This is a genomic window from Salipiger sp. ABF4_146, from assembly GCF_056161345.1.
On the sequence record NZ_JBSWYX010000009.1, the window covers coordinates 23151 to 36090 of the forward strand.

General features: G+C 66.0%; 13 protein-coding genes. 7 read left to right on the forward strand and 6 right to left on the reverse strand.

Annotated features, from left to right (window positions below; genetic code table 11):
- Nucleotides 1–111: 111 nt before the first annotated feature.
- From ACXAJT_RS14010 to ACXAJT_RS14035, 6 genes are read left to right on the forward strand one after another with little or no spacing between them, the layout of a single operon-like run.
- Nucleotides 112–1146 (forward strand): LacI family DNA-binding transcriptional regulator, encoded by a 1035-nt coding sequence (locus ACXAJT_RS14010; RefSeq protein ID WP_475236207.1) that lies wholly within the window; start codon nt 112–114, stop codon nt 1144–1146.
- Nucleotides 1139–1702, forward strand: coding sequence for a hypothetical protein (locus ACXAJT_RS14015; RefSeq protein ID WP_475236208.1), 564 nt, complete (start codon nt 1139–1141; stop codon nt 1700–1702). Before ACXAJT_RS14010 ends, ACXAJT_RS14015 begins: the two co-directional genes overlap by 8 nt.
- A gap of 28 nt (nt 1703–1730) precedes the next feature.
- Nucleotides 1731–2618, forward strand: a complete 888-nt coding sequence (locus ACXAJT_RS14020) for an N-acyl homoserine lactonase family protein (protein ID WP_475236209.1) — start codon at nt 1731–1733, stop codon at nt 2616–2618.
- A complete protein-coding gene (locus ACXAJT_RS14025; RefSeq protein ID WP_475236210.1) occupies nt 2618–3559 on the forward strand; it encodes a 3-hydroxyacyl-CoA dehydrogenase in 942 nt (313 codons plus the stop codon). The genes ACXAJT_RS14020 and ACXAJT_RS14025 overlap by 1 nt, the downstream gene beginning before the upstream one ends.
- A gap of 46 nt (nt 3560–3605) precedes the next feature.
- A complete protein-coding gene (gene hisD / locus ACXAJT_RS14030) occupies nt 3606–4934 on the forward strand; it encodes a histidinol dehydrogenase (RefSeq protein WP_475236211.1) in 1329 nt (442 codons plus the stop codon).
- Entirely contained in the window at nt 4934–5692 is a 759-nt protein-coding gene (locus ACXAJT_RS14035; protein WP_475236212.1) for an SDR family NAD(P)-dependent oxidoreductase, read from the forward strand. The genes hisD and ACXAJT_RS14035 overlap by 1 nt, the downstream gene beginning before the upstream one ends.
- Before the next feature lie 315 nt (nt 5693–6007).
- Here the strand turns inward: ACXAJT_RS14035 and ACXAJT_RS14040 are convergent, their stop codons facing one another.
- The 6 genes from ACXAJT_RS14040 to ACXAJT_RS14065 are packed head-to-tail and all read right to left on the reverse strand — an operon-like array spanning nt 6008 to nt 11783.
- Complete coding sequence (locus ACXAJT_RS14040) at nt 6008–6775, reverse strand: SDR family NAD(P)-dependent oxidoreductase (protein WP_475236213.1); 768 nt, start codon at nt 6773–6775, stop codon at nt 6008–6010.
- The gene (locus ACXAJT_RS14045) at nt 6775–7815 is read right to left on the reverse strand and encodes a zinc-binding alcohol dehydrogenase family protein (RefSeq protein ID WP_475236214.1); all 1041 of its coding nucleotides are present in this window, start codon (nt 7813–7815) and stop codon (nt 6775–6777) included. Before ACXAJT_RS14045 ends, ACXAJT_RS14040 begins: the two co-directional genes overlap by 1 nt.
- An 11-nt stretch (nt 7816–7826) precedes the next feature.
- Nucleotides 7827–8933, reverse strand: coding sequence for a mandelate racemase/muconate lactonizing enzyme family protein (locus tag ACXAJT_RS14050; RefSeq protein WP_475236215.1), 1107 nt, complete (start codon nt 8931–8933; stop codon nt 7827–7829).
- A gap of 14 nt (nt 8934–8947) precedes the next feature.
- A complete protein-coding gene (locus ACXAJT_RS14055; protein WP_475236216.1) occupies nt 8948–10225 on the reverse strand; it encodes a TRAP transporter large permease in 1278 nt (425 codons plus the stop codon).
- A 1-nt stretch (nt 10226) separates the two neighbouring features.
- Nucleotides 10227–10790 (reverse strand): TRAP transporter small permease, encoded by a 564-nt coding sequence (locus ACXAJT_RS14060; protein WP_475236217.1) that lies wholly within the window; start codon nt 10788–10790, stop codon nt 10227–10229.
- Nucleotides 10791–10796: 6 nt separating this feature from the next.
- The gene (locus ACXAJT_RS14065) at nt 10797–11783 is read right to left on the reverse strand and encodes a sialic acid TRAP transporter substrate-binding protein SiaP (protein WP_475236219.1); all 987 of its coding nucleotides are present in this window, start codon (nt 11781–11783) and stop codon (nt 10797–10799) included.
- Nucleotides 11784–11933: 150 nt separating this feature from the next.
- On the opposite strand from ACXAJT_RS14065, the gene ACXAJT_RS14070 reads away from it, so the two are divergent.
- The gene (locus ACXAJT_RS14070) at nt 11934–12914 is read left to right on the forward strand and encodes a GntR family transcriptional regulator (RefSeq protein ID WP_475236221.1); all 981 of its coding nucleotides are present in this window, start codon (nt 11934–11936) and stop codon (nt 12912–12914) included.
- The last annotated feature ends 26 nt before the right edge of the window (nt 12915–12940 follow it).

Sequence of the window (12940 nt, forward strand, 5' to 3'; positions counted from 1 at the left end):
CCGGCGGCGGGCGCCATTGTACGCCATCGCGGCGACCGCAAGCCGTTGGACTCCGCGCCGACATCAGGAACACTCGCTTTTTAGGCAGATAACGGAAAAATGGAAAAGACGATGCCTAGGACAAAGCGCAGCCGGATCACGGTGAAGGATCTCGCCAGGGATCTCGGCATGTCGGTGTCAACCGTCTCGCGGGCCTTCTACCCCGATGCGGTTATCGCCGAGGCGACCCGAAAGATCGTGCTGGAGCGCGCGCAAGAGATCGGCTACCGGCCCAACCCTTTCGCCCAGAGTCTCATCACCAAGAAGACCCAGATCGTCGGGATGGTGGTCTCGGATCTGACCAACCCGTTCTACCCCGAGGTAATGACCCGTCTCACGAGCCTGCTGCAGAAGCAGGGGATGAACGTCATGCTGGCCTCGGCCGAGCAGGCCGACGGCACCGACGAGGCGGTCGACCTGCTGCTGAGCTACCAGCCCGACCTGATGATCGTGCTGGCGACGAACCTGAAATCCCACGCCCGTGACCGCTGCGAGGCCGCCGGCGCGCCGGTCATCTTCTTCAACCGGCTCTCCGAGGACGGGCTGGGCTACGGCATCTCCTGCGACAACGTTGCGGGCGGTCGCCTCGCCGCAGATTATCTCGCCGACCTCGGCCACCGCGAGCTGCTCTATGTCTCGGCTTTCCCCGATGCCTCGACGAACGTCGAGCGGCATCAGGGCTTCTGCGAGGAAGCCACCCGGCGCGGACTTGCCACGCCCCAGGTGATCGAGGCCGGGCGCTTCACCTACGAGGCCGGCTACGAGGCCGGGCTTGCCGTCAAGGACCTGCCGCGCCGCCCCGACGGGGTGCTCTGTGCGAACGACATCGTGGCCATCGGCTTCATCGAGGGCGTGCAGGAGCGCATCGGGCTAAAGGTGCCCGAGGACATTTCGGTGGTGGGATACGACGACATCGCCATGGCCGGCTGGCCGTCGCACCGGCTGACCACCATCGCGCAGCCGCTCGCGAAGATGATGGATGCGACCGTGAAGCTCGCCTCGGATCTGGCGACCTCGGCGGACGTCGCGCAGCGCATCCTGCACATCCCGCCCGGCAGGCTTGTCGAGCGCAACACCGTCATGGACCGGAGGAGGGCCGATGACTGACCAGACCCATCTTTTCACGCGGCTCGCGCAGTCGCACAAACCCGACTGCGCGCTGTCGCTCGCCGGGCCGCTGCCCGAGACGGTGGCGTCGCCAGACGAGCTCGCGGTCACGCTCGGATCGGACGCGGTGGCGCGCTACGCCGCCGCCTGCCGTCCGGTCTACGAGGACCTGCGCCGCATCATCGGTCAGATCTCGGGGCTGGTGATCCTCGCGCAGCTCACCGCGCAGCGCCAGGTCACCGACCTGCCGGAATACGCCGCCTGCGAGGCGCGGGCGGCACAGGCCGGCGACCGGCTGGGGGCGCTGAAGGTGCCCCCCGGGACGGAGGCGCACAAGGCACAGCTCGATGCCGCGCTGCGATTTTCGCGCCTTGCGCTGGGAACGTTCTCACAGGCAAGGGGCGGCGAGGCGCTCGCCGGAGATCTCGACCGCGCCGGGCTGCTCGTCAAACGCGCCTACGCCCATCTCCGCGCCGCCAGCGCCGCGAAGGCCGGGCTCGAGATGGTCGACCTGTCACAGGCCTGCTGCTGCAGTGGCCAGCAGCCGAGCCGCTAAAACAACATCTGTTCCACGGAGGAGAAGAATGGCTGACTATTCCATCTGGGTGCTCGAGTACAGCTACGTGCCGAATTACCACAAGAGCGGCGTTCTCTACGGCGCGCACAACGAAGGCTACGTGAAGCTTCCCTACTGCTACGTCGTCATCAAGGGCCGCGATCATGTCGCCATGGTCGACGTGGGCTACAACGATAAGGACTACGGCAAGACCCTCGGCGACCGCTTCGGCGTTGAGAACTGGCGCGACCCTAAGACCGTGCTGGCCGAGGTCGGCGTGACCCCGGAAGAGGTCGACACCTGCTTCATCACCCATGCTCACTTTGATCACTTCGGCAACGTCGAGGACTTCCCGAACACGAAATTTTACATCCAGGAGCGCGAGATCTCGAAGTGGGTCTGGGCGATGTCACTGCCCGACCGAATGCGCTGGATGATGGTCGCGGTCGACCCCGGCGACATCGTGCGCGGTGTGGATCTTGCCCGCGACAAGCGGCTGGTGACCGTCGACGGCGCGGTCGAGGACGTGCTTCCGGGCATCGACCTGCACGCCGCGCCCGACAGCCACACCTGGGGCTCTATGTGGGTCACCGTGCGCAACGACGGCAAGAAACAGTCCGACGACACCTGGGTTCTGGCCGGCGACCTCGTCTACCAGTTCGACAACATCACCAACGACGGCTCGGTCGTCGATGTCGAGGAGATGTATACCCCGGTCGGTCTCGCCGTCGGCAGCCAGACGAACCTGATCCTCGCCACCGAGGAGATGATGTCGCAGGCGGGCTACGAGGCGCGCCGCGTGATCCCGATCCACGAGGAGCGGCTGAACGACACCTTCCCGTCGCGGACCTCGAAAGAGGGCCTGCGGATCACCGAGATCTGCCTTGCCGACGGTGAAAGCTCGAAGGTGTCCTAATGACCGACAACAAAACCATCGCCATCGTCGGTGCGGGCCTCGTGGGCTCTGGCTGGGCGCTCGTCTTCGCCCGCGCGGGCTATACCGTCCGCGCCTACGACCCCTCGGAAGAGGTGCGCGGGCGCATCCTGCCGTGGGCGAAGGAAAGCTGTGCCGACCTCCAGGAGGTCGGTCTGGTGGATGACCCCGAGAGCGTGCTGGCGCGGCTCAGCGTGCATGACACGCTGGCCGCGGCGGTCGAGGACGCCTTCTACGTACAGGAGTCGGTGTTCGAGACGGTCAAAGCCAAAACCGCCGTCAGCCGCGAGCTCGACGCTGCCATCGGCCCGGCCACGCTGGTCGGCTCGTCCTCGTCGGGTATCCCCGCCTCGCGTTTCACCGAGGGCTGCAGCAATCGCGACCGCTACATGATCGCCCACCCGGTGAACCCGCCGCATCTCGTGCCGGTGGTCGAGATCGTGCCCGCGCCCTGGACCGCGGCCGAGGGGGTCGAGCAGGTCGCCGACCTCATGCGCGCGGTCGGGCAGGTGCCCGTGCACCTCACGCGCGAGATCGACGGCTTCGTGCTGAACCGTCTTCAGGGCGTGCTGCTGAACGAGGCCTGGGCACTCTACGAGGACGGCATCGCGAGCCTTGCCGACATCGACGCGACCATCGCGCACGGTCTCGGCCTGCGTTGGTCGTTCATGGGGCCGTTCGAGACCATCGACCTCAACGCGCCCGGCGGCATCGAGGATTACGCCGTCCGGCTGCGCGGTCTCTATTCCGGGATGGTGCGCACGCCGCCGCGCGGCCCCTGGCCCGACGGGGTCATCGCCAAGGCCACCGAGGAACGCCGCGCTGCGCTTCCCGCCGAGGATCTCGCCGAGCGCCGGGCCTGGCGCGACGCCAAGCTCTCGCGCCTCGTGGCCCTCAAGACATCGCAGGGGCTAACCGGGTGACCGCGTCGGCCTGCTTCCCCATTCTCCGACTTCGAAAGGAAACACCATGTCAGTGACTTATCTCAAACGTGGCATGCCCGAGGCCGACCGGGCCGAGGACGACGCCAAGACCCGCGGCATCGTGGAATCCACCCTCAAAGACATCGAGGCCCGCGGTGATGTCGCGGTGCGCGAGTTGTCGGAGAAATTCGACAGCTACACGCCCGAGAGCTTCCGCCTCAGCAAGCGTGAGATCGACGATCTGATCGGCCAGCTCTCCGAGCGCGAGGTCGCCGACATCAGGTTCGCGCAGGAGCAGGTGCGCAACTTCGCGCAGGCGCAGCGCGACACCATGCTCGATCTCGAGGTCGAGACGATGCCGGGCGTCATCCTCGGGCACAAGAACATCCCCGTGCAGTCGGTGGGCTGCTACGTGCCCGGCGGCAAGTTCCCGATGGTCGCCTCGGCGCACATGTCGGTGGCCACCGCATCGGTTGCGGAGGTGCCGCGCATCATCGCCTGCACGCCGCCATTCCAGGGCAAGCCCAACCCGGCGGTGATCGCCGCCATGCACTTCGGCGGTGCCCACGAGATCTACGTGCTAGGCGGTATCCAGGCCATCGGCGCCATGGCCATCGGCACCGAGACCATCGAGCCGGTGCACATGCTGGTCGGCCCCGGCAACGCCTTCGTGGCCGAGGCCAAGCGCCAGCTCTTCGGTCGCGTCGGCATCGACCTCTTCGCCGGACCGACCGAGACCATGGTGATCGCCGACGAGACCGTCGACGCCGAGCTCTGCGCCACCGATCTGCTGGGGCAGGCCGAGCATGGCTACAACTCACCCGCCGTGCTGGTGACCAACTCACGCAAGCTTGCCGAGGACACCCTCACCGAGATCGACCGGCTGCTCGAGATCCTGCCCACCGCCGGCACCGCCAGGATGAGCTGGCAGGACTACGGCGAGGTCATCGTCTGCGACAGCTACGACGAGATGCTCGACGTGGCCAACGACATCGCCTCGGAGCACGTACAGGTGATGACCGACCGCGATGACTGGTTCCTCGAGAAGATGCACTCCTACGGGGCATTGTTCCTCGGGGCGCGGACCAACGTCGCCAACGGCGACAAGGTGATCGGTACCAACCACACGCTGCCCACCAAGAAGGCGGGCCGCTATACCGGCGGGCTCTGGGTCGGCAAGTTTCTCAAGACCCACAGCTACCAGAAGGTGACCACCGACGAAGCCGCGACGCTGATCGGCGAATACGGCTCGCGCCTGTGCATGCTCGAGGGCTTCGTGGGCCACGCCGAGCAGTGCAACATCCGGGTGCGCCGCTACGGTGGTCAGAACGTGCCCTTCGGCGAGGCGGCTCCCTATCGCGAGGCGGCGGAATGATGGCCATGCTGCCCGATTTCCGGCTCGACGGCAGGCGTGCGCTGGTGAGCGGCGCGGGGCGGGGCATCGGCCTCGCCATCGCGCAGGCCTACGCGGAAGCGGGGGCGGAGGTGACCCTTTGCGCCCGCACCGCGCCCGAGATCGAGGCCGCGGCGGCAGAGCTGCGCGCCGACGGTCTCGCCGCCGAGGCGCTGGCGCTCGACGTGACCGACATCGCCGCCTTCGAGACGGCGGTCGAGGCACGCGCGCCCTTCGACGTCTTCGTCAACAACGCCGGCACGAACCGTCCGAAGCCGCTCTCCGAAGTTACCGAGGAGGATTACGACGCCGTCTTGGGGCTGAACCTCAAGGCCGCGATGTTCTGCGCCCGTGCGGTCACCCGGCGCATGGTGGCGGCGGGGCAGGGCGGCTCGGTCATCAACATGTCCTCGCAGATGGGACATGTTGGGGCCCGTGACCGGACGCTCTACTGCGCATCGAAATGGGCCATCGAGGGCTTTACCAAGGCGCTCGCGGTCGAACTCGGCGAGCATGGCATCCGGGTCAATACGATCTGCCCGACCTTCATCGAGACCCCGATGACCAAGCCCTTCTTCGAGAACCGCGCCTTTCGCGCCTCGGTGCAGTCGAAGATCAAGCTCGGGCGCCTCGGGCAGGTGGATGACGTAACCGGCGCGGCGGTGTTTCTTGCCTCCAGCGCCTCCGCGCTGATGACCGGCAGCGCCCTGATGCTCGACGGCGGCTGGACGGCGGACTAGCCTGCCACCTGAGCACCGCAATCCCGCACAGGTTGGTCGAGAGGGGCTGAATCTTCACGAGGCCTGCCGGGTCGTCGTACTGCTTCACTCTGAGTGGAATCCCGCGATCGTCGAGCAGCAGATCGGACGGGTCGATCGAAAAAACAGCCTTTGGGAAGAGCGGATGCACGAGTGGGAGAAGGCGGGGCCCTCGATGATGTAACCGCCCCCCGACGGCATCGCTGTGCCAAGGTGGGATCGAGCGAGCTTCGCTTTGACTGAAGAGAATTTCTTGGCGCAGGGGAGCGGCGCCAAGATCTTCGCCGGGCGCGTCTCTCAGAAGCCCGTCTGCGCGCCGCCGTCGACCGCAAGCACTTGGCCGGTGACGTATTTCGCGGCCTGGGAGAGCAAGAAGGTCATGGCCATGCCGATGTCCTCAGGCTCACCGAAGCGATTCATCGGAATCCGTCCCATGATCTTTGCCAGACGTTCGGGGTCGGTGGCCGTGTTCTTGCGCACCATATCGGTGCCGATCCAGCCCGGCGCCACGCCATTGACCCGCACGCCTTCCGGTGCAAGCTCGGTCGCCATCGCACGCACCATGCCAAGCAGCGCGGTCTTGGCGGCCGAATAACCGATTACATGCGGGATGCCGAGGTAGGAGGCCATCGAGGCGGTGAAGAGAATCGAGCCCTTCCCCGAGGCCGTGATCTGCGGCAGGAACGCCCGGCTCAGAGCGAAGGCTCCGGCCACATGCGTTTCCATCACCGAGGAAAAATCCGCGTCGCTCATCTCGGCGATCGGCTTCTTGACGGTGTTGCCCGCGTTGTTGATCAGCGCGCTCACCGGGCCGTAGTCTGCCTCTACGCGCATCGCGAGCGCCTCGGCCTCGCCAAACCGGGTGACGTCATGCACCACCGTCCCGACATTGCCCCCCAGCGCGGTCCGTGCCGCGGCAAGTTTCTCGGCCCGCGTCCCCGAGACGATGACCTCGGCCCCTGCAGCGATAAGGCAGCGTGCCACTCCCATTCCGATGCCGCCGCTACCTCCGGTGAGCAGAACGCGGTGTCCCGCAAGGGAATAGGCGGAGAGATCGAGCGGCATCAGGCGGTCTCCGTCGCGGCGGTGTCCATTTCGATGACGATTTTTGTCACCGAGCCGGGGTCTGCGGCCCAGGCCAGCATCGCCTCGGTCGCCTGTGCGATCCCGGGCATGCTGCTGATAATGAGATCGCAGATGCCGGGCCGAGCGCGGAGGAAGTCGACGACGCGCCGGAAATCGTCGCGGGTCGCACCTCGCGAACCGAAGATCTCGATCTCCTTCATCGGGAACAGCCGAGTCTCGTAGGAGACCTCGGTCTTGGTGTAGCCGACATAGACCACGCGCCCGCAGGAGGAGACCGCATCGACCGCCTGGCGAAAGGTGGCGGCGGCGCCCGCCGCCTCGATGATCACCGTCGGCCCATCGCCACCAGTCAGCTCGGCAAGGCGCTGGACGGTGTCTTCAGCGGCGCCGTCGATCGTCTCGGTCGCGCCAAGTCGGCGGGCGAGGTCGAGCTTGGCATCGGCTACATCAACCGCGATCACCCGCGCGCCGCGCGCCACTGCGCCCAGGAGCACACCGAGGCCGATCATCCCGACGCCGAGCACCGCAACCGTGTCGTCGGCACCGAGGTTGGAACGTTCGACCGCGTGGAAGCCCACCGCGATTGGCTCGATAAGCGCGAGATCGCGCTGCGCGAAGCCGTCGACGGGGATCACATGGGCGGCCGGCACGCAGGCGTAGGAGGCCATCGCGCCCTCGCGCTGCACGCCCATCGTCTGGTTGTTGCGGCAGGCGTTTGGCCGGCCCTTGCGGCAGGCGATACAGGTTCCGCAATTGAAATAGGGCAGCACGGTGCAGGGCTGGCCGGGGCTCAGCCCCTCGACACCCTCACCAAGCGCATCCACTACCGCGGCGATCTCGTGGCCGGGAACTCGCGGGAAGCTGACCATCGGGTTGCGGCCCTGGAAGCTGCTGAGGTCCGAGCCGCAGTAGCCTACGTGGGTGAGCGCCAGTCGCACCTCGCCGGCCGCGGGCGCGGGCTTGGGGCGCTCGACCAGCGAAATCGACGCGGGCGCGTCGATTTGCACGGCCTTCATCATTCCGGCGCCGCTCATGCCACACCGAAACGTTCGAGGGCGTCCGCGCGCAGCGTGGTGCCAGCGCCCGGCTCGCGCGGGACGTCGTACCAGCCGTCGGTGACGCTGACGGGTTCGGCGAAACACTCGCGCAGCCAGGGGATATACTCGAGCATATCGCTCGACGGGTGGCCAATGGCGGTGTGGATGTGCATCTGGCCCATGTCGCCGACGTGGCTGACCACCGGCAGGCCGCGCGCCATGGCCATGTCAGCCACCTGGATCCACGGGGTGACACCGCCGAGCCGCGCCACGTCAGGCTGCGCGTAATGCAACGCCCTGGCGTCGAAGAAGGTCTGGAAGTTATGGGCGAGGTAAAGCTGCTCGCCGAGAGCGATGGGGGTCTGGATAGTCTCGGCCAGCCGCTTGTGGCTGATGACGTCGTCGTACCAGAGCGGCTCTTCGAACCACATCACGTCGCAGTCGGCGAGGTGCCGGCCGAAGCGGATCGCGGTAGGCAGGTCCATGCGGCCGTTGGCGTCGACCGCCAGCGTGACCTTGTTGCCGATCGCTTTGCGTACCGCCTCGAGCCGCTCGATGTCGGTGGCGAGGTTGGGCGAGCCGACCTTGATCTTCACGCCGAGATAACCCTCTTCCTCGACCAGCCGCTTGCAGTCCGAAACCAGCGTCTCGAGAGGCCAGTTCAGCCAGCCACCGTCGGTGTTGTAGGCGAGGATCGGTCGCTCAGCTCCGCCCATGCTCTGCCACAGCGTCTGCTCCGCCGCTTTGGCCTTGATATCCCAGAGCGCCACGTCGATCGCGCCGATGGCGAGATGCGAGATGCCGCCTCGCCCGACCCATTGCACCGGCGGAAAGCGTTCCATCTCGCGGTAGAGGGCGGTGGTCTCCAGCGGGTCGCGGCCGACGATCCAGTCGAAGCAGGTCTCGATGCACTGGGTGATCAGACGGTCCGAGGGCAGGTGGGCATGGGTGCCGGTGTAGCCATAGCCGGTGATCCCCGCGTCGGTTTCGATGATGACCCCCGGGGCGCCCCAGTGGGTGAGCGTGTGGGTGCTGTCCGCAACGCCGTTGCGGGTCACGGGCACGTGCAGGATGAAGGTCTTGAGAGACGTGATTTTCATAGGTCTTTCCACGTTCAGGGGTTCAGCAGGTCGGGCAGCCAGAGGCTGAGCTGCGGGAAATAGGCGAGCAGGAACAGCACGATCACCAGCGGTACGAGGAAGGGCAGCGTGGCGCGCATGCATTGCTCGAAGGGCACCTGCGACACGCGGCTCAGCACGAAGAGCACCATGCCAACGGGCGGTGTCAGCAGGCCCAGCATCAGGTTGAGCACGACAATGATGCCAAGATGCACCGGATCGATGCCCACCGTCTGCGCCACCGGCAGCAAGACCGGCACCAGGATGGTGATCGCGGCGATGGTCTCCATGAAGCAGCCGACCACCAGCACCAGCAGCATGATCAGCAGCAGCACCAGCTCTCGGTTCTGCGTCAGAGCGAGCACCGCGCCGGCGACAGCCTGTGCCGACTGGTTGGCGGTGAGGATCCAGGCGAAGATCGCCGCGCCGGCCACGATCATCATGATCGATGCGGTGGTCTCGAGGCTGTCCATGGTGATGCGGATCAGCGCCTTCGGGGTCAGCGTGCGGTAGACCAGAAGTCCGAGCACCAGCGCGTAGGCCACCGCCGCCACCGCCGCTTCGGTCGGGGTGAACACCCCGGTGCCGATGCCGCCGATGATGATCGCGGGCGTGCAGAGCGGCAGGAAGGCGTGGCGGAAGGTGTGCCAGACATAGCGCGGATCGAAGGCGCGGTCGCGCGGGTAGTGGCGCCGGTGCGAGTACCAGGCGACCATGAGCACCAGCGAGAGCGCCATCAGCAGCCCCGGCACGATCCCTGCGAGGAAAAGATCGCCAATCGAGACCGAGGCGGTGACCCCGTAGAGCACCAGCGGCAGCGAGGGCGGGATGATCGGACCGATGGTCGAGGAGGCGGCGGTGATGCCGACGGCGAAATCGGTCTCGTAGCCGGCGTCGCGCATCGCCTTGATCTCGATATTGCCGAGCCCCCCGGCATCGGCGACGGCGGCGCCGGACATCCCAGAGAAGATCACGCTGGCGCCGACGTTGACGTGACCGAGCCCGCCCGGGGCCCAGCCGGCGACGGCGCGGGCAAAGTCGAAAATGCGCGAGGTGATGCCGCCCGAGTTCATCAGGTTGCCGGCCATGATGAAGAAGGGCACCGCGAGCAGCGAAAAGCTGTTCACCCCGTTGATCATGTAGTTGAGCGCGGCGATCGACGGCAGCCCCTCGAGCAGAATGTAAAGCAGCGAGGAGGCGCCGAGCGCGATCGAGATCGGCGCACCTATGGCAATCAGCAGGGCCAGCGCGGCGAACATCAGAGTCAGGGCCATGTCAGCGCGCTCCCCGGTTGCGCAGGATCTGCCAGGCCACCAGCACCGCGGCCAGGCCGAGTGCGGCGGTGACGATCCAGTAGAAGACGCCGCGCGACAGATCGAGGCTGATCAGCCGCTGTCGGCTCATACGCTCGGCCAGCGCGATGCCGGTCCAGCCGAGCCCGCAGAAGAACACCAGGCTGACAAGGTCACCGATCAGGCGCAGGACGCGGGCGGTCTTCTCGGAGACCCGATCGAGCACGATCTCGAGGTGGATGTGGCTACGCTTGCGCAGGCAGATCAGCGAGCCGGTGAAGGTCAGCACGATCAGCAGGTAGCGGGCGATCTCCTCGGTCCAGCCGATCGACGAGTTGAGCACGTAGCGCGAGAAGAACTGCAGGAAGACCACGGCCATCAGCGCCCAGAAGACGGCGAAAACCGGGTAGTCCCACCAGCGGACGTCGGAGACATCCTCCATCCCGGCGTCCATCTCTCGCACGATGGTCTCGTCGAGCGCGTCAGGTTCGGGCACGGCGTGGGGGTCGCGAGCCTGTTGGCTCGCGTGGGTCTGATGCTGGATCATGGCGGTTCAGCGCCCGATGGCCTGAAGCGCGGTGAAGGTCGCCTCGTCCCAGGGCACGGTGTCGTAATCCGTCAGGTAGGGGGTCACCGCGTCGATGAAGGGCTGGCGGTCGACTTCGTGGACCGAGACGCCCTCGTCCTCGAAGAAGGAAATCAGGTCGGCCTCATTGGCGCGGGTCTCTTCGGTGGCCCAGTCCGCGGCCTCCTGCAGCGCGGTGAAGATCGCGTCGTGGTCCTTTTCCGAGAGCTTCTCGGCAGTGTAGCCCGACATCAGCGTCACCAGCGTCGCGGTGATGTGGCCGGTCAGGCTGATGTCGCTCTGGACCTCGTAGAACTGCGAGGACTGGATCGTCGGCAGCGGGTTCTCCTGTGCGTCGACCGCACCCTGCTGCAGCCCGAGGTAGACCTCGGAGAAGGCCATCGGCGTCGGGTTGGCTCCGGTCGCCTCGGGGAACATCAGGTAGGCCGGGGCATTGGCGACGCGGATCTTCAGCCCTTCCATATCGGAAGGCTTGAGGATCGGCTTGTTCGCCGTGACGTGGCGTTGGCCGTAGTAGGTGCTGGTGACGAACGCGTTGCCGGTCACCTCGGTGTAGGATTCCATCAGCCCCTTCAGAAGATCGCTCTGCCAGAATCCTTCCCAGTGAGCGAAGTCGCGGTAGACGTAGGGGTAGTCCGAGATGGCGATCTCGGGAACCGACTGCGCCATGAAGGCGACGCCGGTGTAGATGAGATCGATCGAGCCAAGAGACAGCGCGTCGTTCAGCGCCTCCTCGTTGCCCAGTGCCGAGGCCGGGAATATGGCCAGCGCGTAACGCCCCTCGGTGGATTCTTCGATCGCGTCCGAGGCCCGCTCCAGGGCCTGATCGAACAGGCTGCCATCGGGATAGACATGGGCGAACTTCAATTCGGTATCGGCCGCGAGTGCCGGAGCGGCAAGAGCGGTGGAGGCCATCAAGGCGATGGCGGTAGCTGTCAATCTCTGTCGGGTCACTGTGTTTTCCTCCCTGGCAAAATGAGTGCCTCTACGAGAGTCGTAGCAACTAATGTATAATGTCGGCAAGATACAAATATGCGGAGACGCATTGCAAAAATCCAACAGAAAGCATTCAATTGAAACCGACAGGAAAGGGCGACTAATCGTATGAAACCAGAGCCGAAACGCCTGCAGGACGTGGTCTACGCTGTGCTGGTCGACAACCTTGCGAGTGGCAAGCTGCGGTCGGGCATGCGTCTGCGAGAGTCCGAATTGGCGCGTCAGTTCACGCTAAGCCGGGTGCCGATTCGCGCTGCGCTGAAGCGGCTCGAGAGCGAGGGCCTGCTGGAGTTCAACGGCCGTCGCGGTTACCGCGTGCTGGGTGATTGCACAGACGCGTGCGACGAGGACGCCCCGGTTCTTGCGATTCCGACCATCGCCCGAGACGGGCTTGAATCTCGCAACTGGCGACAACGGCTCTTCGAGGAGGCGCAGACAGCGATCGCCTCGGCCATGGTGTTTGGCAGCTTCGGCGTCAACGAGAAGGCGATGGCCGAGCATTATGGCGTCAGCCGCAGCGTCGCGCATGAAATCATTACGCGGATGGAGCGCGTCGGGCTGGTGCGGCAGCAGGCCAATGGGCGCTGGCAGGTCGGCCCGATGACCGAGCAGGACGTGCAGGACCACTACACCATGCGCCTGCTGCTCGAGCCGGTGGCTCTGGTCGAGGCGGTTGGCCTTCTGCCGCAAGGGACGGTGGCGCACCAGATTGCCGAGCTCCGGCGTATGCGCGGCGCGGTGTCGGAGGTCGGCGTTCCCGAGCTGTTGCTGATCGAGCAATGGCTGCATCGCGATATCGTGCTGTCCTGCCAGAACCGGATTCTTGCGGATTCCATCGAGCGCAGCCAGCTGCCCCTTATCTCGACGCATATCTCCTTCACCGCGACCCGTTCCGAAGCGTCAGTGTACAGCACGATTGACCAGCACCTGCTTGTACTCGAGGCGCTCCAGGGCGGGTTCGTGCGCGAGGCGGCCGCGGCGCTTGAGCGGCACCTCGAGCAGGCCTGCGACGTTGCGGTCGGACGCGTCAAGAATCTGACGCCCGAAGACCTGCCGGTTGGATTGCCCTTTCTGACGGAGCTGGACTAAGCTCGTTTGGCGTGCCATCCGGACCG

Coding starts and splice junctions, on each gene's coding strand:
- ACXAJT_RS14010 (WP_475236207.1), top strand. CDS start 112: ATGCCTAGGACAAAGCGCAGCCGGATCACGGTGAAGGATCTCGCCAGG.
- ACXAJT_RS14015 (WP_475236208.1), top strand. CDS start 1,139: ATGACTGACCAGACCCATCTTTTCACGCGGCTCGCGCAGTCGCACAAA.
- ACXAJT_RS14020 (WP_475236209.1), top strand. CDS start 1,731: ATGGCTGACTATTCCATCTGGGTGCTCGAGTACAGCTACGTGCCGAAT.
- ACXAJT_RS14025 (WP_475236210.1), top strand. CDS start 2,618: ATGACCGACAACAAAACCATCGCCATCGTCGGTGCGGGCCTCGTGGGC.
- hisD (WP_475236211.1), top strand. CDS start 3,606: ATGTCAGTGACTTATCTCAAACGTGGCATGCCCGAGGCCGACCGGGCC.
- ACXAJT_RS14035 (WP_475236212.1), top strand. CDS start 4,934: ATGGCCATGCTGCCCGATTTCCGGCTCGACGGCAGGCGTGCGCTGGTG.
- ACXAJT_RS14040 (WP_475236213.1), bottom strand. CDS start 6,775: ATGCCGCTCGATCTCTCCGCCTATTCCCTTGCGGGACACCGCGTTCTG.
- ACXAJT_RS14045 (WP_475236214.1), bottom strand. CDS start 7,815: ATGATGAAGGCCGTGCAAATCGACGCGCCCGCGTCGATTTCGCTGGTC.
- ACXAJT_RS14050 (WP_475236215.1), bottom strand. CDS start 8,933: ATGAAAATCACGTCTCTCAAGACCTTCATCCTGCACGTGCCCGTGACC.
- ACXAJT_RS14055 (WP_475236216.1), bottom strand. CDS start 10,225: ATGGCCCTGACTCTGATGTTCGCCGCGCTGGCCCTGCTGATTGCCATA.
- ACXAJT_RS14060 (WP_475236217.1), bottom strand. CDS start 10,790: ATGATCCAGCATCAGACCCACGCGAGCCAACAGGCTCGCGACCCCCAC.
- ACXAJT_RS14070 (WP_475236221.1), top strand. CDS start 11,934: ATGAAACCAGAGCCGAAACGCCTGCAGGACGTGGTCTACGCTGTGCTG.